18 protein-coding genes are annotated in these 23,347 nt (G+C 60.6%); 11 read left to right on the forward strand and 7 right to left on the reverse strand.

Annotated features, from left to right (window positions below):
• The first annotated feature begins 298 nt into the window (after positions 1-298).
• The 9 genes from J3R75_RS05645 to J3R75_RS05685 all read left to right on the forward strand — a co-directional run bounded on the left by J3R75_RS05645 (position 299) and on the right by J3R75_RS05685 (position 10,457).
• Positions 299-1,009: a DUF1559 family PulG-like putative transporter gene (locus tag J3R75_RS05645; protein WP_307260402.1), complete on the forward strand. Its 711-nt coding sequence runs from the start codon at positions 299-301 to the stop codon at positions 1,007-1,009.
• A gap of 193 nt (positions 1,010-1,202) precedes the next feature.
• A complete protein-coding gene (locus J3R75_RS05650) occupies positions 1,203-1,448 on the forward strand; it encodes a type II toxin-antitoxin system Phd/YefM family antitoxin (RefSeq protein WP_307260403.1) in 246 nt (81 codons plus the stop codon).
• Positions 1,448-1,837, forward strand: a complete 390-nt coding sequence (locus J3R75_RS05655; RefSeq protein WP_307260404.1) for a type II toxin-antitoxin system VapC family toxin — start codon at positions 1,448-1,450, stop codon at positions 1,835-1,837. The genes J3R75_RS05650 and J3R75_RS05655 overlap by 1 nt, the downstream gene beginning before the upstream one ends.
• Positions 1,838-2,071: 234 nt before the next feature.
• A complete protein-coding gene (locus tag J3R75_RS05660; RefSeq protein WP_307260405.1) occupies positions 2,072-2,485 on the forward strand; it encodes a hypothetical protein in 414 nt (137 codons plus the stop codon).
• 8 nt (positions 2,486-2,493) lie between these two features.
• Positions 2,494-3,621, forward strand: a complete 1,128-nt coding sequence (locus tag J3R75_RS05665) for a Gfo/Idh/MocA family protein (RefSeq protein ID WP_307260406.1) — start codon at positions 2,494-2,496, stop codon at positions 3,619-3,621.
• A gap of 373 nt (positions 3,622-3,994) precedes the next feature.
• Positions 3,995-8,227: a glycoside hydrolase gene (locus J3R75_RS05670; protein WP_307260407.1), complete on the forward strand. Its 4,233-nt coding sequence runs from the start codon at positions 3,995-3,997 to the stop codon at positions 8,225-8,227.
• Between the two features lie 13 nt (positions 8,228-8,240).
• Positions 8,241-8,618, forward strand: a complete 378-nt coding sequence (locus tag J3R75_RS05675; RefSeq protein ID WP_307260408.1) for a hypothetical protein — start codon at positions 8,241-8,243, stop codon at positions 8,616-8,618.
• Positions 8,619-9,290: 672 nt separating this feature from the next.
• On the forward strand, positions 9,291-9,974 hold the full coding sequence (locus J3R75_RS05680) for a hypothetical protein (protein ID WP_307260409.1): 684 nt from the start codon (positions 9,291-9,293) through the stop codon (positions 9,972-9,974).
• Positions 9,975-10,019: 45 nt separating this feature from the next.
• A complete protein-coding gene (locus J3R75_RS05685; RefSeq protein WP_307260410.1) occupies positions 10,020-10,457 on the forward strand; it encodes a DOMON domain-containing protein in 438 nt (145 codons plus the stop codon).
• A 36-nt stretch (positions 10,458-10,493) separates the two neighbouring features.
• On the opposite strand, the gene J3R75_RS05690 is transcribed toward J3R75_RS05685, so the two are convergent.
• On the reverse strand, positions 10,494-12,935 hold the full coding sequence (locus J3R75_RS05690) for a hypothetical protein (protein WP_307260411.1): 2,442 nt from the start codon (positions 12,933-12,935) through the stop codon (positions 10,494-10,496).
• Positions 12,936-13,333: 398 nt separating this feature from the next.
• Between J3R75_RS05690 and J3R75_RS05695 the strand changes: the two genes are divergently transcribed.
• A complete protein-coding gene (locus J3R75_RS05695) occupies positions 13,334-14,251 on the forward strand; it encodes a transposase (RefSeq protein ID WP_307260412.1) in 918 nt (305 codons plus the stop codon).
• Positions 14,252-14,311: 60 nt separating this feature from the next.
• Positions 14,312-14,758 (forward strand): UPF0158 family protein, encoded by a 447-nt coding sequence (locus J3R75_RS05700; RefSeq protein WP_307260413.1) that lies wholly within the window; start codon positions 14,312-14,314, stop codon positions 14,756-14,758.
• 394 nt (positions 14,759-15,152) lie between these two features.
• Here the strand turns inward: J3R75_RS05700 and J3R75_RS05705 are convergent, their stop codons facing one another.
• From J3R75_RS05705 to J3R75_RS05730, 6 genes are all read right to left on the reverse strand, one after another.
• Positions 15,153-15,401 (reverse strand): hypothetical protein, encoded by a 249-nt coding sequence (locus tag J3R75_RS05705; RefSeq protein ID WP_307260414.1) that lies wholly within the window; start codon positions 15,399-15,401, stop codon positions 15,153-15,155.
• A gap of 140 nt (positions 15,402-15,541) precedes the next feature.
• Positions 15,542-16,768: a hypothetical protein gene (locus tag J3R75_RS05710; RefSeq protein WP_307260415.1), complete on the reverse strand. Its 1,227-nt coding sequence runs from the start codon at positions 16,766-16,768 to the stop codon at positions 15,542-15,544.
• A gap of 469 nt (positions 16,769-17,237) precedes the next feature.
• Positions 17,238-18,761: a vWA domain-containing protein gene (locus J3R75_RS05715; protein WP_307260416.1), complete on the reverse strand. Its 1,524-nt coding sequence runs from the start codon at positions 18,759-18,761 to the stop codon at positions 17,238-17,240.
• 19 nt (positions 18,762-18,780) lie between these two features.
• Positions 18,781-19,953, reverse strand: coding sequence for a P-loop NTPase family protein (locus tag J3R75_RS05720; protein ID WP_307260418.1), 1,173 nt, complete (start codon positions 19,951-19,953; stop codon positions 18,781-18,783).
• Positions 19,954-20,080: 127 nt separating this feature from the next.
• Positions 20,081-22,450, reverse strand: a complete 2,370-nt coding sequence (locus J3R75_RS05725; protein ID WP_307260419.1) for an AAA family ATPase — start codon at positions 22,448-22,450, stop codon at positions 20,081-20,083.
• Between the two features lie 16 nt (positions 22,451-22,466).
• Positions 22,467-23,051: an ATP-dependent Clp protease proteolytic subunit gene (locus J3R75_RS05730; RefSeq protein ID WP_307260420.1), complete on the reverse strand. Its 585-nt coding sequence runs from the start codon at positions 23,049-23,051 to the stop codon at positions 22,467-22,469.
• Positions 23,052-23,347: the final 296 nt, after the last annotated feature.

Raw genomic sequence — 23,347 nt, forward strand, 5'->3', positions numbered from 1 at the left:
TTTTGCCTGGGGTGAGAAGGCCCACCAAGAGCCTGTGCCTCGTAGAGGCACCACAGTTTTGGTTATCAATGGCTGACCGATTACCAGAAAAGATCATTATTCTCCGATATTTCCCGTGAAGTTTCTGCTCATGGAATTATATTACTATCGCTATCATTCTTTATAGGAACAACTACTAATTATCTTCGTCTAAATCCACAGACGCATATCCATCCTTGCCTTCCAGCGTTCACCCCATATATCGGTCAAGTCGTTCCGCGAGATAATACCTCCCCAAAAATAAGTCAGGAGTACAACCATGAATATCCTCCGCCGCTCATTTACCCTCATTGAACTGCTGGTCGTCATTGCGATCATCGCCATTCTGGCGGCCATGCTCTTACCGGCCCTCTCCAAAGCCCGCGAGAAAGCCCGCGCCATTTCCTGCACGAGCAACCTCAAGCAGCTGGGCACCGCCATGCGCATGTATCTCGACGACTATGACGACCAGCACACGCCAGGCGCCGGCTGGAGCAACAACGGCGGCAATCGCTGGTATAACCACAGCCTGAATCAAAACTACTACGGCGACGCCAAAACCCTCAAATGCCCCTCGGCGGCGTCCTTAAGCCGCGGCTATGCAGTGGCCTACTCATTCAGCTGGTGGAACGGCTCCTACAGCGCCAAACAAATCGCCGACCCGTCTAACACCGCCTATTTCATTGACTGCGCCCAGCTGCCCACGTCAACCAACACCTCCAGCGGCAGCCCCGAAGCCTGGAACAGCCAAACCCAAGGTACTGCAGACTGGCAGTGGATGACGCCCACCAATTATTCCGGCACGACCACCTACTACGGCAACAATGCCCAAAGTGATTACACCCGCCTGCCCATCGGCCGCCATAACGGCCAGCTCAACATCCAATACCAAGACGGCCACGTTGGCACCATGAAGCTCATCAACTTCATCGGCCCGCTGCCCAAAGGCCATGCCTACGGCAGTGTCGAAAACTCCTGGGACAACAAGTAAATCCCGGACGCCATCCCAAGCACCTCTACAGGCGGGCGCAGTGACCACACTGCCCCGCCTGTTTTTTACCCAGGCCAAACCAGTAGGGACACTGCTCGCTGCAGCCAAAAATTTGCTTCAGGGAGCAATTCACAGCTTGCATCCGCGCCTGCGAAGTGCACAGTATAACTGTACACTTAAAGGAGGTATAGTTATGGAAGCAAGCGTACTTGATCTCAGAAAAAAAATGAAAGACGTCATGTCTGCCATCGACCGTCACGAGCGGGTAATTCTTACCCATCGTGGACGGCAGCGAGCAGTGATCCTGCCCTTGGGCGAGGCGACCAAATCTACAGTCAAGGTCGCCGATCTGCCTGCATTTGGAATGTGGGCGAAACGCACAGAGATAGCCGATGCCGTGGCCTTCGTCAAAAAACTCCGCGAACCGCGAGGCAACTGATGTTGTTCGATACGGATGTCTTAATCTGGGCACTGCAAGGCTCCCCCAACGCTGCCAGCGAAATTGATGCAGATGACCAGCGCTTCATTTCTGCCATCAACTACATGGAGCTCATGCAGGGCGCCCGCGACAAACGGGAGCAGATGCTCATTAAGCAGTTCCTCAACGCGCTCAATTTTCACATGCTGCCAGTCACGGAAGCCATCTCCCACCGCGCCATTATCTTCATGGAAGAATATGCTTTGAAATCCGGTCTTCGACTCGCGGATGCCCTCGTCTTCGCCACGGCCTGCGAACATTCACTACGCCTCTGCAGCGCCAATCAAAAACATTTCCGGCAAGTCGCTTCGCTGGATGCCAAGGTCTTCAAGCCTGACAACCACCCGTAAGCGCAGGCTTTCATCTCGCCTGTTTTCCCGGCCCTTCCCGCCGGCTTGCAGCCCGCACCGCCAGATATAATCATCAAGACGCCTCGCCGGCCCCGCTAAGCGTAGCGCTCCCACACCAATCCCGGTAGTGCCGTCAAACAAAGTGAATCGGGTGTATACTACCCGTAGACAGCTGCTGCCAGCAGCTGGACACCGCCGCCGCATTCGGGGAACTGAAAACAGGGAGGACACATCATGCGCAACATTCTAATTGTCATCACCGCACTTTGGGCCGGCACCGCACTTTTTGCCGCCGAACGGCAGGTCTTTCGCGACGCCCAGGGCCGAAACCAAGGCAGCGCCGTCACCACCGGCAAGCGCACGGTCTATCGCGACGCCCAGGGCCGCACGACCATGACCGCGACCCAACAGGGCAACCGCACGGTCTATCGCGATGCCCAAGGCCGCAGCCTCGGCACGGGCACCACCCAGGGCAAGCGCACGGTCTATCGCGATGCCCAAGGGCGCACCGCCGTCACCGCCACCCAGCAGGGCAAGCGCAGCGTCTTCCGCGACGCCCAAGGCCGTCAACTCGGCACCGCCACAGATAACTCGGGCCGCACAGTCTTCCGCGATGCCCAAGGCCGAAACCAAGGCAGCAAACGCTGACTAACACCATGAGCATCGGAGCAACCATGCCCACGCCCAGCAACGGCAGCATGTCCTGCCACACCGCGCCCGCAGCATCACCCCGGCATGAATTCCAGGCCGGCGGCAAAATGGTCCGCTGGCTGCTGGTCGGCCCCGGCGACATCGCTCACAATCGGGTCGCACCAGCGCTCTGTGCCGCGCGGAATTCGCAGCTGGTGGCCGTCTGCGGTCGTTCGCCCAAACGCGCCGAGTCGCTGGCCCGCGCCAACAACGTCTCGACTATTTATTACGACTACGACCAGGCCCTGGCCGAGGCCGACGTCGATGCGGTGTATATCGCCACGCCGCATCACCTCCATGTCGACATGTGCCTGAAAGCCCTGGCCGCCAACAAGCACATTCTCTGCGAAAAACCCCTGGGCATCCATAGCGCCGAATGTCTGCGGCTGCTCGACGCGGTCAAGAAAAGCGACCGCGTCACCTGCTGCTCCAATTACCGTCTCTTCACCAATCAGTTCAAAACCACCTACCGCTTGATTCAAGACGGCACAATCGGCGACCTCGTCGGCGGCTGGGCCCACGACGAAGAAAACTACTACAACCCCAGCAACGCACCCCTCCGCAAGGAACTCGGCATGTCGCCGATCCTGGGCTTCGGCTTCTACCTGCTCAATCTGTCGCTGGTGCTCTTCGGCATGCCCTCAGAAGTCTTCGCCTGCATGAGCTCCTGCAACTGCGACCACCAGCCGGACTACGACATCGACGACCTCGAAAACATCATCCTGCGCTACCCCAATGGCGCGCAGTTTTCGATCATTCTCAACATGACCGCCAAGGCGCCGCTGCGCCACGCCTACCAATTCTACGGCTCCAAAGGCCGCATCTACTGGCCAGAATGCCCGCCCCATTTCAACTCGCCCATATACAAAGTAGCCCACCCCAATGGCTACGAGGAAATCCCCGAGTCCTTTTCCGGCGACACCAGAGGCGTCAGGCCCAATTGGCATCTGCCGATGATCGAGGACTTCGTCCGCGCTGTGCAAACCAACACGTCGCCGCTCTGCACCATCGAAAGCGCCGTGAAAACCGCCGTCATCACCGACGCGATCATCAAATCCGCCGCCAGCGGCCGCGCCGAAAAGGTCACGGCGTAATACTGCGCGACGACAACGATTTGGCATGTACAACCAGCGCCGGCGCGGGTTCACCAGGCGCTTCTTGCCCCTGGCCCAAGCGCCGTTGTCACTCGCACAACAGGCGGACGTTGCGCACCCAGTAAGTCACTTTCATGCCCTTGGGATTGCCGCCAATGTGGCATTTAGGTCTGGTTGCGTGTGCAAGCTACCGCCCTTAAGCGCCTTCGGCGCTGACAAAGGCTTCAGAACGACTGCGTCAAGTCTCTCTTTTTATCACAAAATTGCGCACATTACCAACATTTTTTGTCCTTGCCCCCGTGGCTACTATATTTGCCGGGTCGCCTTTCTTCCCCCTTTTCACCCATTGCGTCCCCGTCAACCAGGAGCAGCCATGACCATCAAGCTATTTGCGGGTGCCATCCTCTGCGGTTTTATCCTCGCGGCCGAGCCATTGAGCTTCCGTAATCGCCATTTAGAGGCGACGGTCGATCCTTTCACCGGCCACTGGCAGCTGCGCGACAGCCGCAACGGCCGGACGTGGACGCAGCCCGCGCCCGGGAACGTGGCGATCGCCAGTGTCGCCATGGACATCGCGCCGGCCAGCGCCGCGACCATCCGACAATCCACGCCCTACCCCATCAGTCACCGCATGACCGGCGACGCCAGCGCCATCAGCGGCCCCGCCGACTGTTCCGCCACCCTCTGGCTTGGCTGGGAGGGCGACGCACTGCTGGTCAGCATGGACATCACCGATGAAGCGTTTCTCCCTGCCACCACCACCGATAATTGGTGGCACCAGGACTCCATTGAATTCTGGCTGGACAGCCGCCAGTACGCCGTCCTGCCCACGCCCGGCAAAGCCCGCGTCCTGATCAACAACGGGCAGGATATCGCCACCGCCAAGGCCGATGTCAGCAGCGCCGCCACCGGTTACCGCCTGGACCTGCGGCTACCCCTGCCGGCCTTCCAGCTCTCAGCGGCCAAGCCCTTCCGTTTTGCCATCGGCGTCAACGACGCGGACAACCCATCGAAGCGCGAAGGCCAGATCTACTTTCCGCAGACCTGGCGGCATTCCAGCCCCGACACCTTTGCCCAGCTGACTCTGCGCAGCGCCGACAAGGCCGCCCCCAGCATCAAGGAGAAGGCCCCCGAACCCGCCTATCGCGACTGCCGCCTGCTGAGCAACGGCCGCGGCGTCAGCTACCGTCGTGAGAAACCCGGCTGCACCCCCCTGCTGGTCCGCGCCGAACTCCATGCCAGCAAACCGGAGCTCATCTTCACGGTCACGCCCGAGGACGGCGCCGCGCCCATGACGGGCAGCGTCAGTGAAATCATCGGCTTCATCGTCCCGGATCAGGAAGGGTCGCTCATCGCCGCAGATTATTCCGCCGGTCATCTCTACCAGCTCAATCAAGAGCCATTCCTGCGCACCACCATGAGCACGGCCAGCGAGCTGCCCTTCATTTGCATGCTTGACATGGCCAGCGGCAACGGCTACGGCCTCATTGTCGATACCCCCGAAGACGGCTCCTACTCCTTCATCAAAGTCCCCCACGGCGAAGGAACCACGCGCGTTCCCGAGCTCAAATGGCTGCCGACCATGAAGACCTTCGGCGCCCGCCAGCGCCAGTACCGCTTTGTCTTCGTCGCCGCCGGCGGCTATGTCAGCATCGCCAAGACCTGGCGGGAATGGGCCCAGGAGCACGGCTATGTCGTCACCCTCAAGGAAAAAGCCCGCCACAACCCCAATGTCCATCGCCTCATGGGCGCGGCCGACATCTGGGCAGGCAACAACGCCACCTTTCCCCCCTCCGCCAAGAGCTACGGCATCAACAAGCTGCTCATCAACGGCCAGTGCGCACCCGAGCACATGCAGAAAATGGTCGATTTGGGATACCTCCCCGGCAAATATGACATCTACACCGACGTCTATAACGACAAGCCCGAAGACCAGATCGACGCCCTCAGTGCGCCCATCCCCGGCCACATCGTCCAAAAGGAAAATGGCGAAAAAATGGTCGCCTGGATACCCTTTGACAAGTCCCGTACGTCCTACAAGCGCTGCCCCGCGCTCATCCTCGACGCCGCCAAGCGCGTGATTCCACCCGACCTCGAACGCTACCCCTACCTGGCCCGCTTCCTCGACGTCACCTCCGCGGAGGGCCTCTACGAATGCTACCACCCTGATCACCCCATATCCCGCATGGAAAAGCGCCAGCATTCCGAAAACATCTTCGCCTACTTCGGCAACTGGGAGCCCGGCAATCTCAATCTGGTCGCCGGCGGCGAGCAAGGCAAGTGGTGGTGCGCCCGCGATCTGCATTATCTGGAAGGCATGCAGTCCGGCGGCAACTACTCATGGCCGGCCGGCCATCTGCGCCGCCCCAAAACCAAGGAAGACGACACTCGCGGCACCGGCGTGCCCACCGATCGTTTCTACACCCGTTACGAAGTGTACGGCATCGGCACCCGCCGCGTGCCGCTGTGGGACCTGGTCTTTCATGACTGCATCAGCTCGACCTGGTACTGGGGCGACACCACCGATTTCCTCATCGAAGCCGCCCCGGAAGTCACTCCCCGCAAAGACGCCCTCAATGTCCTCCTGGCCTCCATGTCCACCTTCTGGATCAACAAGGGCACCTGGACACACGACCGCGGCTCCTTCCTCCGCAGCTATTTCCACACCACGAAGGTCCATGAAGTCCTCGGTATGGAAGAAATGCTCAGCCATCGCTTCCTCAGCCCCGACCGCTATCTCCAACAGACTGATTTCGCCGACGGCAGCAGCATCGTCGTCAATATCGCCAACGAGCCCCGCGACATCGTCCTCAAGGGCCGCCAGTACCGCCTCTGCCCCAACGGCTTTGCCGTCGACGGCCCCCGGCTCCAGCAGCAGCTCGTTCTCGGTGACGACGGCTTGATCCACGCCGAAATCCACGCGCCCAATTTCTTCTACCAGGCCGTGATGAAAGATACCCTGCCGCGCATGGACGGCACGACCAGCCTCCTGGCCATGACCATCGTCAACCAAGAAGCCAACGACCACCTCAAAATCGCCATTGTCCAGGACAACAGCCTGCCTATTCCAACTGAGGCCCTCAAGAAGCTCACTCGCGGGGCCACTCTGATCTATCGCCTGGACGAACAGGGAAAGCGCAGTGAGCGCATCAGCGCCACCGTCGGGACCAGTGGCCTGCAACTACCCGGCACCGGCAATTACGAGGTCTTCTCAGGCAGCATGGCCAAACAGCCCGACCTCCAGCTCTTCCTCAAAGGACTCGACCTCACTCCTCCCGCGACCGGTCCGTATGTTTTCACTCTGCCTGCGATTGTCGCCAATCACTCCCGCGCCGCCCAACGCGCCGACGTCAAGCTCTACCTCAATGAAATCAGCGACGAGCGGCTCCTGCAAAGCCTTCCCACTGGCCGCATCGCCGCCGGCAAAACCACCACGGTCGCCTTCAAGCTCAGGCCCGACAGATTTTGCGGCGACTATACCTTCATCGCAGTCGTCACGCCCCGCAAAGGCAGTGACCTCACCCCCGATGATAATATATCAACCCGCACAGATCTTATTGAGTCGGAGCGGCCCGAGTGGCCCCTGCGTGCCTCCTTCGCCCTGCGCACTGACGGCCCAGCCGCAAGACGGACGCCCTTGTCTTTCCCGGTGGACTTCTCCAGCCAGCTGCCCGCCGGCAGCGGCCTCAAGCCCAACGACGTCCGTGTTTACCTGCGCCAGATTAATCCACAATTGGACACTGATATCGAGCAGCTTCTTCCCCACGCGCAGTTCACGCCCGACGCAGCCGACGCTCGCCGCGGTCAGATCAGCCTGGCTTTCAGCGAGCTATTTGCCCACAGCGATATCGTTTTCACGGTTGCCGCCAAGCCAGGCCTGAGCATGTATCCCAGCGGCCGACCGCTGCTGCAGCTTGGCGATCAGCCCGGCATGGCTACGGTCAGCACCGACACGTATCAGCTCGCTTTCCGGGACGGCGTCCTCATGGACCTCGCACCGGGACGCGCCTTCACCACCCATGCGCCTTTCCTCCGCCACTTTATCGTGTCTTCCGCCCCGACCGGTTGGAGCAGCGAAGATCAGGGCGTCATTAAGCGTTTCGACGTGCTGGAAAACGGCCCCGCCAAGAGCACCCTGGTTGTGGCTAAAACACTGAAGAACGGCAGCACCTACACCAAGACCTACACCTTCCTGCCCGACCGCTTTGAACTCACCATCGACCTTGACGGACCCGCCGGCAGCACCTACAACCGCGGCTTCTACCGCCTCAGTGCCGATTACCTCGACAACGCCGGCACCAAGGGCCCCATGGACAACAGTGTCAGCGAAACCGGCGGTATCAGCGGCCGCAACCCCAAGCCACAGTGGTTCGCCCTGCGCGGCGACGGCTGGGCGCATAGCTGCGTGGCGCTCTCCCCCTTCTCCAGTATCATCTTCTGGAACGACAAGGCGCCAAACCTCGGACAGCTCGGCTTCAGCTCCAAATCGCGCACCGGCAACCGCATGGTCTATTTCGTCCACGGCCAGCAGGACGACTTCAGCTTTGCGGAAAGCGACGCCCGCCGCGCCAAGGAAACACTCACCGTCACGCCCCTCACGGATTAATTCGCCCCTCCCCATGACCAGCCTGTGTTTCTTCTTGGCCCTGCTCACCGCCGGCGCCATCCTCGCCCAAATCGGCCCGGACAGCGTTCAGACCTACGAGCAACAACTGGCACAGCCCACCCCCATCGCCCGCGCCCTCAACCAACGCTACGCCAAACACCTCGCAAGCATCCGCCACGACATTGCCGCCCAACCACGACGCACGCCACCGCGTCTCAGCTGGCTGGACGATCATCTCGCACCTCTCGCCAAAACCGAGCTGGTGGACACCAGCAGCACAGCTCGTGCAGGCAGCCCCACTGGCTGCAGCCTCGTCATCCGCTGCACCGGCGACGACATCCAGACCGGCCAGCCCAGTACACCATCGACTCTTGCCTGCCACGAAAAATGACCGCGTTTCTGCCAACTACGATGGCCGGAAAAACGTTCTTTCGGACCTCGCCACCGACCACCATGTCCCTCGCCGCGAAGCGGCCGAAGCGGCCGAAGCGCTGAAAGCGCAAAACATACCAGCCCAGTGCAAGCAGCGCTGAAAGCGCGCGCCGCCCTGGGTAAAGCGCCAACCAAGGTCGTGTTCCTCGGCCCATTCGGTCCCAATCGGCGCAGCTGACTGGGCCAAAGAGGCAATGGAACCTCACAGCGTTTTCACCGCTATGTACCTTGCCCATCCGCAGAGTTTTTTTTAGGTCGCCCTTGCAGGGCTCTTTTGGGATGGGGGCTCTACCCAGGGCGGCGCGTCCTGCGGGCGCTTGCCCAGGGCTATCTTAGGCTGCGCCGTTGGCGCTGAAAACAAAAGACCGCATGACCAGCGGTTATCAATCACTGACCGATTTCTTCGGCGAAACCAGCCGACGTCGTTTTTCCATTGCTGATAATTGGCCCCTCGCTATATTAGCCGTCCATTTCATCGCGGTTAACGCCCCCTCCCCTCGAACACCAGGCATGACCATACGAAAACGAACACAACTTCGGCCTGATCACCAAAGACTTCTACCCCAAAGCCGCGTACGCTGCCTACAACACCCTGGCCACCTACTACCGCGGCGCGACCTTCGTCCTCCAGTTGGTCGCCGACAAGGAATTCCAGGCCTATCTCTTCAAAGCCGCCAACGGCGATTACCTGCTGGCATGCTGGAACATCCGCCTTAATCAACCCGCGCGCATCCTGACCATCGACTCTATCACCGGCTCGTTCAACCTGGTTGATTTGTTCGGCAATGAAACGCCCGTACCTGTCGCGCAGAATGTCGACTTCATCGAAGCCGGCCGCCACCCCGTCACGCTGCGGATATCCGGGCAAAGCCAGGAGCCCCGCCTGGCGCCGGCCATCACCAGTCTCCCCAGCGACATCGTCCTCACGCCCGGCGTTGAGAGCTCCTTCGCCATCGCCTGCCGCAACCCACTGAACCGCGCGTTGAATCTGTCCCTCTCCCTGGCCACGCCGGCCGGACTTGCTGTCGCCCCCGCAAGCGCCGAACTCACCCTGCCGGCAGAAGCAAGCCAGCAGCTGCCCTTCGTGCTCAAGGCCTTGCCCGACTTCCAGGCGTCACCGCGCGAACAGCCTTTGCTCAACGTCAGCATCGCCGTCGGCAGCAATGTCACCCGCTCTATCTCCGCGCCCATACGCCCGGTGCGCAAAATGGCCGGTATTGGCGGCACGCCGGACTTTATCCTTGACTCCGCCGCCCAAGTTAACTCCTGCGTCATCAACGAGCCGGGCACGACTCACCTGTTCTGGACCGGTTAGGATGACTTATCCGCCGAACTGCGGCTGGGCAAGGCGGATGGCGCCATGATCGTCGATGTCATGGTACGTGACGACAAGCACGAACAGCCATTCACCGGCCAGGATGTCTGGAAAGCGGACAATGTTCAGCTAGCGTTCCAGCTGCCCGGCCAGTCGTCCTGCTGGGAACTGGGGCTTTCCCTTCTGGCGGACGGCACCGCGCAGGCCTGCTGCTGGGCGGCCCCCAAAGGGCAGGACGCCGCCCGCGCCTGCAAACAAATCACCCTGCAAACCAGCCGCGACGACAGCGCCAAAATCACCCGCTACCACGCCGTCATCCCCGCCACCGCCATTGGCCTCGCGGCCGACGCACAAATACCCATCCCCTTCAACCTGTTCGTCAACGACTCGGACGCCGGCACCCGCGAAAGCTTCATCGCCATCGCCCCCGGCTTCGGCTTCGGCAAGCACGAAACCGCGCTCTTCCCACTCATCAGCTTCTAAAGGCCACCGCTATCTGAGCAAAAGCGTCCCCCCGGATCACTCGCACAACAGGCGGACGTTGCGCACCCAGTAGGACACTTTCATGCCCTTGGGATTACCGCCAATGTGGAAGGTCCGCACATTGTCCCAGTCAATACCAGCGGCATGCAGGTCAACACGCCGAAGCTCCCAGTTGGCGTTCGGGGCCTGAAAAAGACAGCGGTAGCTCTTTTTGCCGCCGCCAGGCTGCGGCACCGTCGCAAACGAACACATGCTGTGGGTGTAGGCGTTCACGGGGTCGTCCTGGACCGACTTCACCTCGAATTCCAGGAAGCGCGCCCGCTTGAGCGTCTCCACAGGCATCGTCAACGCGTGGCGCGGATAGAACCAGCGGTCGGTCTGGGGATCATCCCAGCCCAGGTCAAAACGCACACCGCCCTCATCCGCCGTGATCGCAACCGTGTCGCTGGAACCAAATTCCACCCAGCCGTCATGCTGGCTCAGATCCCAGGCAATCGCCTCGCTGGTCTTGGCAAATTTCCAGAATGCCACATAGGGCATGACCAGACGCGAGGTCACGCGGCCATTGAAACGCCCACTGAGAACCAGCCGGGAATCAATCGGCTCCGCCGTGGTATCCAAGGTGACAGCGATCTCGGCCTTGCCCTGCGCGGGCAAGATGATCTCAGCAGGCAAGCCCGCAAGCAGGCCGCCCTCGCTCAGCAACACTCCGCGCTTCTCCTCAGACGAAAAATTCCACACGACGACGTTCATCCGCGCGGCTTCCGCACGCACTTCCGCCTTGGTCTTGTTGCCGATAATCACAAAGTCATCCGGGTGCAAATCCACGCGAATCACCACCGACAGGTCCTCGTCCGCCCCGGGCTGATAGCGCTCAATCTCGCCACGGGGAACGGCGGGCACATCCACCGCAAGGCCCCGTAAGCCCGACAGATAGCTGGGAAAACGGGACGTCTGCAGCGCGAGCTTGCCATCCGCAGCCGTGACCTCCCGCGTCGCGCCCAGCGTGTCTGTCAGGCGATAGCTCCCCGCCGGAACGCTCAACTCAATGTCCACCAGGTTTTGCGTCGTCAAGCCAACCGGCTTCGTGGATGTCTCCAGCGTTGATACCGACCAGAACACCAGCGTCTGGGTGTCTGCCTGCTGGAAAACGAAGGCGCGCACGCCCTCCTGCAGCTTCACTTCACCCAGCAGCCGCGCCTGCATCAGCTCGCCAGTCATCGCCGAACAAGCGCAGAGTATCGCCTTCGCTGAGCCATCACTGCGCATAAAACTCAAGTTCATCTTGGGATTTTTACACCGATACGCCGGAAACACAAAATAAAAACTCTTGGCGACGCCATGCATCATCTGCAAGACCATCGCCTTGACGTAATACTCCGCCATCAGCAATTCCTGGTCAAAGGAATGCTCCTTGCGCCCTGCGTAAAGCGGGTCGTCGGGACCGCTGGATTCGCCGTGAACAAAGGAATTCCATTCCGTTACCCACAATGCTCGATTCGCCAATCCGTGCCTGGCCATGTGCTGCCGCATGTCACCATAATGCTCCCCATACCTGGCCAGCGGCACGTAGCTGTGCAGATTCACCACCTCGGAGTATTTGGCCATGTCGTTTTCATACATCAGCTCGTCATAGTCATCGCGCTGGTCGCGAGTCACCGCCCCCGGCAGGACGATTTTGGCGGGATTGGCCGACTTGAAGCCCAGGTAGGCCGCCTTCTGGCATGCCACGTAGTCCCACACGGGCTCCGGCGCAAAATGGATATCCTGCTCGTTCCAGAATTCCCAATTGCCCATGGTGTCGCCAAAATCACTGGCGGCCTTGGCGCAAAAATCATGCAGCAGCTTCAGGTCCCTCGGCAGCTTGGCCAGCGGCTGCGCGACCTCGGGCGCGTCATGAAACATGCCCGACACCGTCAGGCCATGCTCCGCCTGCAACCGCGCATTCTTCATGTAGCTGCCAAAATTGATCGCAGCCGGATCCTTGCCACAAACGCGCCAGCTCAGGCGATCGCGAACGTAGGGCACGCCGGCGCGCTTCAGTAACTCGCAGGTCAGGCGATAGCCATCGCCATCGTACCAGGGCGAGGTAAGATTTTTCGCCCCGCAGAGCCAACTCAACGCCACGTCCATGGCAAAGACCGACGACGCATCCCAATCACGCTTCTCCTGCTCCATGACCACCGAAAACGTGTAGTCGGCGAGCAGCTCCTGCCCGCCCGCAGCAACCGTGCGCAAGACATAATAGCCGGGTTGCAGCAGCGCCAACTGTAAATCGCCACTCTGCCACGCGCCAGCAGCCAACGTCTCGCCACGCCAAGACCGCAATTCCCAACGACTGCCCCCCGCCCCGCCAGCCAACGCAAAGGTCGGCCGCTCATTCGCATACCAAACCCGACCCGGCGCCACAGTGCTCACCTGCAACTGCCCAAACACACTCACCCCCGCTAACACGCATAAGCTCAATAATAGTTTCATCCAAGACTCTCCAATTGTACCCGCTCGTTCTATACCCGGCATTCTATACCCGCCCGTTCTGTGCCCGGCCGCTGTCCTGTGGCCGCCCGCCCGTCCTGTACCCGGCCGCCCGTTCTGTGCCCGCCCGCCGTTCTCTGCCCGGCCGCCCGTTCTGTGCCCGCCCGCCCGTTCTGTGGCCGGCCGCCGTTCTCTGCCCGGCCGCCGTTCTCTGCCCGGCCGCCGTTCTGTGGCCGGCCGCTTGCGGCCGGCATTCCCCCCGCCGGCATTCCCCGCCGGCATTCCCAGCCGGCATTCCCCGCCGGCATTTCCCCCGCCGCAAGAATATACCGCTGCTTTGCTCGCCTTCACCAATTTTCAATCGCGAAGATCGTCTCCGTAAAAAAGCAACGAGGTACCACATGATCAACAACCACATGCTCAAACGCAAGCTGGATTGGGACTACCGGCAACGCTGCATTTACATGACCACGGTCACCGTGGAAAAACGCCGGCCTCTCCTGGGACAGCTAACTGGTGGGCTAGGCAACCCCACCGTCGAATTGAGCGACGTGGGCATCATGGTAGCCCAATGCTGGCAGGAAATTCCAACGCACGTCCCCGGTGTCTCCCTCCTCGAATGGCAGGTGATGCCCGACCACTTCCACGGCATCATTTTCGTGCAAGCGCCTCAAGAAAAACCGCTGGGGGCGATTGTCGGCGCCTTCAAAGCCCACAGCACCTCCCTTTACCGCGCGGGAGCCCGCCAGGAAGCGCATCTTTGGTCACCTGGCTACCAAGACACGATCCTCCTCCACCGCGGGCAACTGGCCAATATGCGGGCGTATATTCAAGACAACCCCCGGCGTCTGGCAGTCAAGCGGGCGCATCCCGAGCTGTTTCGGATCATCCGCAACATATCGGCCTGCGGCCATATCTTCGCGGCCATCGGCAATCATTTCCTGCTTGATGCCCCGGTCAAGCGCCAGGTCCAAATCTCGCGTTCGGTGCCTCCCGATGCCCTAGCCGCAGCCGAGGCCGACCTGCTGGCCGCGGCCCTGCACGGTGCCGTGCTGGTGTCGCCCTGCATCAGCCCCGGCGAAAAGCAAATAGCCCGCGCGGCGCTGCAAGCCGCCCTGCCGCTGATCGTCATTCTGGAAAATGGCTTCCCGCCGTTGTACAAACCGCCAAAATCATATTTTGACGCGTGCGCCGCCGGCCGGCTGCTCATGCTGGCGCCATGGCCGCATCATACCGACCGCCGCTCACTAACACGCGAGCAATGCCTGGCTCTGAACCGCTTCGCAACACAAATCGCCCAAGAGGACCACACGCCATAAACCCCGGTGCCTCCCGTAAAAGATCAATGACACAAACAAGGCAAATGAAAGGAAGCGAACATGATTGATCTAGAAAAGGTCTTTTGTCTCTTCTGCGATGTCGGCATGTCTGAACCGAGGCTTTTCATCCCGTTTATCAACCCCGTAACCAACGAGGCCGACTTTCTTCCGGCGGAAGATTCTGATGCGGCAGATGGGTACGACGCGGAGGAACTGGAAGAACTGCAAGCACGCATCCACAATGATCCAAACTGGCTCGAATTGCCAGACAGACACGAGCTCGGATTAGACAGCCGGCTGCCATTGCGATTTGCCGATGAATACCTGCGACCGGCAGACTGCGATTTGGTCTATAATTTCTTCCGCCATCGCGGGGCTTACAGTAAATTCCGCGCCCTCCTGGACCGCTTGGAGATGACCGACAAATGGTACCAGTTCCAAAACGATGCTATCCGCAACGCACTCAAAGAGTGGCTACAAGATAACGATATCGAATTTACTGAATGACCTTCTTTCCTTAACCCGGTTTCGCAAAAAAAAGCCGCAGCCCGCGCCTACCCCGGCCGCCGCAGCCTGCGCATCCCCCGCCGTCCTGTGGGCGGCCGCTTGCGGCCGCCAAGAAGCCTCTGCTTTGCTCGCCCGCGCCTACCCCGGCCGCCGCAGCCTGCGCATCCCCCGCCGTCCTGTGGGCGGCCGCTTGCGGCCGCCAAAAAGCCCCCGCTTTACTAGCCCGCGCCTACCCCGGCCGCCGCAGCCTGCGCATCCCCCGCCGTCCTGTGGGCGGCCGCTTGCGGCCGCCAAAAAGCCCCCGCTTTACTCGCCCGCGCCGCAGCTTTGCCCGCCGCTTCCCCGCGGGCGTTCCGCGTATTTATGCACACTTCCCACCCGGGTTGGGATAGTACTATTTATTCTCGTGATGTACCTCCTGGGAGCTTTTCCCCTGTTTTTGCTCCCGCAAGCTTCTGCCCATTGCTCCGAATCTGCCACCCGGCGGTGGTGGGTGACGCAGACATTGTGCTTCATAGCGTATCATTTCCCCCCACCGTATGAAGAGGTGAATTGGTGCCAGAAAAAGCCATGCCATCGCTTTGAGTAGAATCACGATTATGGCCAGTACCAGAAACCAGATAGTAATGAGTATTTCTTTCATTGTCTTTCCTCCATTTCAAAACCCAAGTTGGTGGACATTGTAGCGCTTCAATTGAAAGTGGCGGTACAATCGCCCGCGCCCGTTCTAATCGCCGACCTGCAGCAGACACTCACCGCGTTGCACGGCAGCCGACACACACATCACTGTTCTTTCTGCGGGTCGAGCCCCCAGTACACCGCATCGTCAAAACCCGGCGTGTTCTGACGCAGACGGGTGAAGGCCCCGCGTTGCCCGATCAGCCGTGCGAAGTCGTCCAGATCGCGGAAAGTGACGCCGACCTCGTTGGCCTCGAGTGGCGACACCCCGTAGCGGATCAGCATTGCCAGCAGCTTGCTGTTGTCGGCGTTGCTGGCGGCAAATACGCCGTGCTCTTTGGCGTACGCGTCCCAGGATTTATTCGCCCGCCCGAGCATCGATGGATCGCGAGGCTGACCGCATTCGGTGTAGGGATGGGCAAAGGGGCTGCGCAACTGCCAGCAACAAGCGGCGTACCAGAGGAGATTGTGCCCGCGACGATCCCGATAGCTCACGCAGATGCCTGGCGAGAGTTCTTCCAAACGCCGTATCAGCTGCAACGCCACTTCGCCATGGATGTTCGCCACCACATACAGGAGAATATCCCGATAGCTCATCCCGAGATCGGCCTCGCCATGGTTTTCGAGCAGATAGGCGACCAGCTCCGGGCGTTGTCGGTCCAAAGCGCAGGTCAGCCAGTCTTTCAGCTCCGTCGCAGTCATGTCCATCGCCAACATCACCTTGTTGAACTGTTTTTTATACAGCGCCTCCAAGCCGAAGCCGACCAAATTATCCCAGCGGGTCTTCTGCGTGGCGTCAAACTGCACATGATCAAGGCGCTCAAAGGCGGCCTGCGGGAAGCGACTGCCCTTGTAGCTCTTCGGGGCCATGGTCAGATAATACATCCAGGCCGCCACCCGCACCTGAGCGGGAATATGCGGCGATGTGGAGTCCAAGACCCGTTGCCACAGCAATGGCGGGCGCCACTTTGCAGCCTGGGCCAAATGCAGGAATTCGAGCCAGAAAGCATCGTCGCCGATAGCGACCAAGGTGCCCAAGTCCTTGGGACGACGGCTCTGCAGTGTCCAAAACAGCGCCAACAGCAGTCTGCGCATATCGACCGTGCTCAACAACTCGTCCCGGCTCTTGGCGACATAATCGCGAGAGCGCCAAGACGCTTTTTTCCCGTCCTTATAGACTCGCCACTCATAGACTCGCCACTCATGGTCACAGTAAGTACCCAGCCCGAGCATGTCGCAGATCACCTGCCGCTGCAGCTGCTTGGTCATAAAAGCCTGGTCACCCCGCAGCGCGGTCAACTCAGCATCCAATATTTGTGTCGCGTCCATCATGGTCACCGTCCTTTCTTTATGTTGTCGCCCCACCCACGTTAAACAGCCCCTGCCAAACCCATTTCCGGCGCCAGTACTTAGCCTAGACCACGGCTGCGGACACCTATTGTCCGCCCCTCAGGGCAGTCACCAAAATTGTCGCAGTGTAATCAATACCCCCCCCGTGGGGAAAACACCGGGGTGGTTACTGACCAATTACTGTCGCAGTGCGTACCCGCTTCCCAGCGTTCTTGCGCTTTTTGCTGACTTAGCTACGGTAGCGGCTCCTACTCACGCGATGCGAGACTGAGGCCATCCGAAAAGGAACGTCAAGCGATTTCAGCCTGTCGTAAGCGTGTTTTTCAACCATTCTTTAGCCATAAAATAGACATGACTGCCGCAAGAAACTGAGATGAAGAGGGATAGGTGGGGGAGCGCTAGGGAGAGGAAAGGGCTGGCTCAGCCCTTTTCTTCCCCTCGCAAAACCCAACTATGCATTTCGAACAAGCGCGAGCTTGACCACGGTGCCCCAACGCACAGGCGGCGTGCAGCCTGCGCACAGCAGCCACAGCACCGGGTTTGGCGGCGCATTCACCGGCGCGGCGCCGCAGCCGTCGGTGAAGAAAATCACCGGGGCTTCCGCCAGTTCCTGATGTTTGTCGATGTATTTGAACACCGGTCGGAAGTCGGTCCCGCCGAAGCCCTTCGGTTCCCACTTGCGGTTGGGGTCGAAGGGCTCATTGTTGCTGAAGGTGTCGACTTTTTGGACTTTTGCGTCGCACTGAATGACCGTCAGCTCGTAATCGCCAAAGCTAGCGAGCAGCGAGTTGAGTTCGCCAAAGAACTGCGGCAGGTCGTTTTGGGTGCTGCCGGACGTATCGACCGCCACCACCGCCTTCAGCTTCTGGTCACGCATTGACGGCAGATACAAGCCCTGGTGGACATGGCGCCGAGAGGGCGGCAGCCAACGGCGCTTGCCGCCATAACAGGCAGTCACAAACTGCGCCAGCAACTCCTGCCAGGGCAACTGCGGATCCAGGAGGTCCTCAAGAATCTTCTCGGCGCCCAGCGGCAGCTTTCCGCGCATGCGTTCAACCTGGCGGGCAACGCTGACCACCCGACTGCGAATGCGCTCGCTAATGTCCGGCGCGAAGTACGGCGAGTAATCCGGATCAATGACCGTGTCCTGCCCCCCAGCAGTCTGCTCCTGATCAGCCGCCGCAGGGCTCCCCTTGCCCTTCCCCTTGCCCTTGCCCTTGCCTTTGCCTTTGCCAGCCTGCGCTGCCGGCGCTGCAGTGTCGCCCTGCTCAGCACCATCTTCCCCGGCCGCCTGCTCGCCGCGGCTGTCTTTGCCCGACGCAGTGCCCGCGGCGGCTTCATCCTTGCCAGCCTGCTCGCCGCGGCTGCCGTTGTCCTTGTCGTCATCCGGCTTGTCGCCGCCGCTGCCGTCCTCCTCGCCCGGCTCCTCCAGCTTGGGGCCGGAGATTCCGGGTTGCTTACGGGGATCGCCGATGCAGTCGTCGCTATCCTTGTCCAGATGCTTGTCGATGGCCTTGCTGCGGGTGGTCCTTTTCGGCAGCCGGTCGTAGATTTCCTCGGCGTTATAGCCTTCCCAGCCGGGCTTGCAGGGCAGCGGGCAGGGATTCTTCATGTCCTCATGCGCCAGAATGAACTGTATTTCGAGATCGGCAGCGATATTCCACAGCTCATGCACGCGATTAAACTTGCGATTGAAATGCAGGAGGACGCAATGCCACACCTCGTGGGCGAGCAGAAAGATACGTTCATCGGGCTTCAGCCCCAGGTAGAAGTCGCAGTCCAGGAAGATATCGCTGCCATCGGTGGCGGCCGTCGTCAGCCGCGAATCACAGACGGGTATGATATCCATACGCATCACCATGGCGCCGATGAATGGCTGACGCAGCAGGAGGAGGGTGCGATCGGCCTCGGCCATTTCCCGTACCTTGACCTTCTTGGCCATCTCCCGCACGTTTGGTTGACGAAAAGTACTCATCGTTCACCTCCTTTGCTGTTTATTGAGCGACGCTGGCGACGGCATCAGCATCGGCGGCCGAATCGTCGTCGCAGCGCTCGTTCCTCATGCGCTTTTTTAATGCCGTGCCGTGGCGTTCAGCCCAGGCTTTATACTGCGGATGCATATAGAGCTTGCCGGCGCGTTGTTCGTCGTCGCCCATGGCGTCAATCATGCTCATGGCCGCGTAGCTGCTGGGCAGGGCGAGAGCGATGCGGTAGAAGCCATCCAGCAACGCCGCACGCTCTTTCTCGTCCTTCCCGCGCCAGAGATGATAGACCATGGCGGAACACAGCGCGTAGATGCGGTCGGCCTTGACCGGAATCTGCACCTTGGCCTTGGGGTTCAGCATCATCGCCAGCGTGTCCTCCATACTGTCGTTGACTTCAACGAACGCCAGGAATTCCACCCCGACACGATTGCCGACCAGGCCAAAGACGGCGCTGCCGAGCTGCCGCAGATTGCCCGTACCGATGATGCTCAGCATCGAGCTGACCCGCTCCCACGAACGCGGCGACGGCCAGCCCCGCTCGAGATTCTCATCCTTCTGCGCAAACAGCAGCTCCGGCCGGTAGCGCAAAAAGCCGATGACGGCCGGGTGCACATCGTGTGCAATCGCCCACTTCGCCCAGCATTCCATGTCACTCTGCAACTCGACGTGCAGGAAGCGGTTGGCCAACGCGCTGGACATGGTGGTCGACACCGCGCGGTCCTCGACGCGATTGCCAGCCGCACAGATGTACCAGCCATCCGGCACGCTGTAAAGATCGCCAAGCCGACGGTCGAGGATGAGCTCGTAGGCGGCCACCTGCAAGGAACGGTCTGCGGCAGTCAGCTCGTCAAAGAGTATGATGCCGCGACTCTTGGGATCACGCGGCCACTCGGCGGACACCAGCCACTTGACACCGTCCTTGTCAGGCACGGGCAGGCCGCGAATGTCCACCGGCTCGCGCTGAGCCAGGCGGATATCCAGAAAACCGACGCCGTACTCCCTCGCCAACTCGCGGATGATGCTGGATTTGCCCAGCCCCGGCGCCCCCCAGGCCATCAGCGGCGGCAGCTTGTCCGCCGGGCACTTGCCCTCCCAGAGCGCATTGAGCTGCAGACGCAGCATGCTCTCGAAATCCCGGGCAGTGATCGCGTTGTGATTGTTGATTTGGATGCTCTTACCCATGATGACACTCTCCTCTCTACGTTGCGGTTGTGGGAACTCCTGAAAACAGCCTTTTCTGGCCACGTGATTACTCTGCCACCGGGCCCCGGACACCTATTGTCCGAGGCCGGTTTCGACCACGATTTTTTTACGCCTCGAAGCCGATTTTGCGCTGATTGGCGAAAGCGACCGCCATGCTCAGCTGGTCTTTGTTGGCCGCTTCGTCGGCAAGCGCCTTGATGATCTCGGCGTTGCTGACTTTCGCATTGGCCAGGTAGAAGAACTGCTGGCGAACGTTGCGGAAGTCGCCCGGCGTCAGGCAGGGCACGGCTTCCAGCGCCTCGCGGTCCGCCGCGCTCAGCTTAGGCAGGCCCAGGCGTTTGAAGAAGCACCCGTAGAAGTGCAGCTTGCCCCGCATGTCCAGGTAGTCGAACTGCAGCTTGAAGGTGAAGCGGCGGATGGCGGCCGGATCAAGATTCTGGGCAAAGTTCGTCGCCATCACGAAGATGCCGGCGAAGTTCTCCATCTGGTTCAAGAGCGTCGTCACCATGCTCGTTTCCCAGGAACGAACGGCCTTGGCACGCGACCCGAGCATGGCATCGCCCTCGTCAATAAAGAGAATACTGCCCTCGGCGGCGGCTTCCCGGAAGGCGTTGGCGATGCGCTGCTCCGTGCCGCCAACATAGCAGTCGAGCAGATCACTGGCCATCTTGATGTTGAGCGGCCGCCCCAGCTTTTCCGCCAGGTACTTGACGAATTCGGTCTTGCCGGTGCCCGGCGCACCTGACAACAGTAGATTCAGCCGCGGCGTGTCGCTGGCCACGCCCGGCCGATTGCCCTGATCCAGGTACTTGTCACAGGCGGCGACAATGCGCTCCAGCTTCGGGCCGCTCTTGATGTTCAAACCCTCCAGGCTATAATCGCGCGCCGGCTTGTTGCCATCCAGGCTGTCCGCAATATTCAGGATATTGCAGTGCGAGCGCAGATAGAGCATCACCGTCGCCGTGAAATCGGCCTCGGGTTTGCTGCTGCAGATCGCCGCGGCGTTCCGGACGGCGACATCAATGCCGCCGGCGTTGACCGGGTAACGGCAGCTGAGCTCCGCCAGCGCGTCCTCGCTCAGACGGCCGGTCACCCCGTAGCGCGTGAGGGCGTTGTCCCAGATAAAGCGCCGGGCTGTCGGGCTGAGCGCGTCGAAATAGACATTGAAGTCAAAACGACGCCGGCTGGAGGGGTCAATGGCGTTCTGACGCGTGTTGGCGATCCAGATGACCGTCAGCTTAAGGCTGTCCAGCACCGCGTTGAGCTGGCCCTTGCCCTCGCCATCGCGATCAACCGGCATGCCGAACATCTGGAAGAAGGGCGCGCCCAGGCCCACATTGGCGAGCATCTTGTCGCATTCGTCCACGCAGACAATCACCTTCTCGGCGTCCAGGCGGAGATTAGCCACTTCCAGCCCCGCAAAGCGGAAGTTGGTGCCGCCGTTACGCAGACGCCCGTCGCAGCTGTCGGTCTGGTTGATGAAGTAGAGCTCCTTGCCAAGTTTGGCCGCGAGACTCTGCGCGAAGGCGGTCTTGCCGGTGCCGGCCAAACCGTAAAGCAGGATGTTCTGGCCTTTGCCGGGCTTGCGGGCCCGAATCAGGTCGCTCAGCACCGCGCCGTCCTGCTCGGCGAGTTTGCCATGCATCTCCCAGGGCAATACCTCGCCGGCAAAACGACTGTAATAACGATCGCTCAAAGGCGTGTCGTTGGCACCGCTGAGGAAGTCCCTGACATAGTCGTCAATGTCCAGGCCACGCTCATCCAGCAAGCCGAAACGACGCAAATTGCCGTCCTTGCCCAGCAGCCTGCTCGCCTGCGCCTGGGTGCAGCCCAGAGCCATCGCCAGGTTGGCCACCTTCTTGCCCTCGCCGCCCATGCGCCTGGAACTGAAGACGTCATCAAGACTCCAGATGTCACCGCCGCTGAGGTAGAGGAACAACAGCACCAGGCATTCCTGGTCATCCAGCTGGAACAGCGTCTTGGCCTCCTGAAACTTCGCCGCCAGGGCCGACGGCTCCGCGCCCTCGCCGGCCAAGGCCGCGCGCAACTCGTCCTGCCGCCGCCCGAGAAGCTCGCCAAGAGCCGCGACAAAGCGCGTGCGCGTCAAGACGTTCTTGTAAAGGAAATCAAAGACGTCCCGGCTGCAATCGCCCTCGGCAAACTCCGGCGGACGATTGCGGTAGTTCTCGCGCGCCGCCATTTTCTGCCGGACACTGCGCGACAACAGCCCGTCGTAGAGCGCCGACACTTCGCTGTGACGCAATACCACCCCGGGGAACTGCCACCAGCCGCTGTCGTCAATGTCCTCGCGCTGCTTGACCAGCAAATTGCGGTAAAAACCCGTGGCATGCATTTTGCACCAGAGGTCGCCGGAGAAAATCCGGGCGTCGTCCAACGCCTGCAGCTGAGCAGCCTCGGTCGCAGTGGTCGTCGCGGTCGTCGTGACTTTCGTCGTGTTCTTTTTCGTCGTCGTCATGATAAGCCTCCCTTTCTTATTGTTTCTTGCTTAAGACCTGATCAATCAAACCGTAGCGGACAGCTTCCGACGCGGACAAGAAGAAATCGCGGTCCATATCCGCCTTGATTTGCTTCAGGCTCCGGCCGGTGCTGGCGGCGAGTTTTTCGGCGAGGAGGTCGTTCAGCCGTTCGGCCTCCTTGACGCTGCGGCGCATGTCCTCCACCGGCCCCTGCGTGCGGGCTGCCACCTGATGGAGCATCATGCGACTGCTGGGCAGAGCGTGACGCTTGCCGGCACAGCCGGCGGCCAGGACGACGCAGCCCATGGACGCGCACTGGCCAACTGCGTAGGTGTTCACCGCGCAGCTGGACAGTTCCATGCTGTCCACAATCGCCAGGCCGTCCACCACCGACCCACCCGGCGAATTCACATACAGGTGGATGTCGGCCTTGGGGTTCTCCGCCTGGAGAAACAACAGCTGACTGACCACCAACGAGGCGACCTGCTCGTCAATCTCACCAGAAAGCATGACAATGCGGTCGCGGAGCAACCGGCTGTACAGGTCGTAACTGCGCTCGCCGTTGCTGCCATTGACTAAGACCATCGGTACCAGATTCATGCGGGACCCCCTTCCTCTTGGGTTGCTGTTTGCCGGACACGGACAAGACACTTTTTTTGTCACGGCTATAGCATAAGCCCCACCCCCAGACACCTATTGTCCGCCCCCCCAAATCGCCACGTGTTTTTGTGCAAAAACAAAGGCGGCCCTACCAGGAATCACCAGCGTCCAAGCGGTACCCAATCAGTCCCCGAGGTCCAAGCGGGCCCCAGTCAGTCCCCGAAGTCCAAGCGGGCCCCAGTCAGTCCCCAGCGCCGCCGCCTAATGGCATTTCATCGCCGCGAAGCGGCAGAAGC

It is taken from the genome of Oligosphaera ethanolica, from assembly GCF_030814695.1.
Lineage (GTDB): Bacteria > Verrucomicrobiota > Lentisphaeria > Oligosphaerales > Oligosphaeraceae > Oligosphaera > Oligosphaera ethanolica.

Excerpts from the sequence above, each read along its gene's own strand:
- J3R75_RS05645 (WP_307260402.1), top strand. The coding sequence starts at position 299 with ATGAATATCCTCCGCCGCTCATTTACCCTCATTGAACTGCTGGTCGTC.
- J3R75_RS05650 (WP_307260403.1), top strand. The coding sequence starts at position 1,203 with ATGGAAGCAAGCGTACTTGATCTCAGAAAAAAAATGAAAGACGTCATG.
- J3R75_RS05655 (WP_307260404.1), top strand. The coding sequence starts at position 1,448 with ATGTTGTTCGATACGGATGTCTTAATCTGGGCACTGCAAGGCTCCCCC.
- J3R75_RS05660 (WP_307260405.1), top strand. The coding sequence starts at position 2,072 with ATGCGCAACATTCTAATTGTCATCACCGCACTTTGGGCCGGCACCGCA.
- J3R75_RS05665 (WP_307260406.1), top strand. The coding sequence starts at position 2,494 with ATGAGCATCGGAGCAACCATGCCCACGCCCAGCAACGGCAGCATGTCC.
- J3R75_RS05670 (WP_307260407.1), top strand. The coding sequence starts at position 3,995 with ATGACCATCAAGCTATTTGCGGGTGCCATCCTCTGCGGTTTTATCCTC.
- J3R75_RS05675 (WP_307260408.1), top strand. The coding sequence starts at position 8,241 with ATGACCAGCCTGTGTTTCTTCTTGGCCCTGCTCACCGCCGGCGCCATC.
- J3R75_RS05685 (WP_307260410.1), top strand. The coding sequence starts at position 10,020 with ATGATCGTCGATGTCATGGTACGTGACGACAAGCACGAACAGCCATTC.
- J3R75_RS05690 (WP_307260411.1), bottom strand. The coding sequence starts at position 12,935 with ATGAAACTATTATTGAGCTTATGCGTGTTAGCGGGGGTGAGTGTGTTT.
- J3R75_RS05695 (WP_307260412.1), top strand. The coding sequence starts at position 13,334 with ATGATCAACAACCACATGCTCAAACGCAAGCTGGATTGGGACTACCGG.
- J3R75_RS05700 (WP_307260413.1), top strand. The coding sequence starts at position 14,312 with ATGATTGATCTAGAAAAGGTCTTTTGTCTCTTCTGCGATGTCGGCATG.
- J3R75_RS05705 (WP_307260414.1), bottom strand. The coding sequence starts at position 15,401 with ATGAAAGAAATACTCATTACTATCTGGTTTCTGGTACTGGCCATAATC.
- J3R75_RS05710 (WP_307260415.1), bottom strand. The coding sequence starts at position 16,768 with ATGATGGACGCGACACAAATATTGGATGCTGAGTTGACCGCGCTGCGG.
- J3R75_RS05715 (WP_307260416.1), bottom strand. The coding sequence starts at position 18,761 with ATGAGTACTTTTCGTCAACCAAACGTGCGGGAGATGGCCAAGAAGGTC.
- J3R75_RS05720 (WP_307260418.1), bottom strand. The coding sequence starts at position 19,953 with ATGGGTAAGAGCATCCAAATCAACAATCACAACGCGATCACTGCCCGG.
- J3R75_RS05725 (WP_307260419.1), bottom strand. The coding sequence starts at position 22,450 with ATGACGACGACGAAAAAGAACACGACGAAAGTCACGACGACCGCGACG.
- J3R75_RS05730 (WP_307260420.1), bottom strand. The coding sequence starts at position 23,051 with ATGAATCTGGTACCGATGGTCTTAGTCAATGGCAGCAACGGCGAGCGC.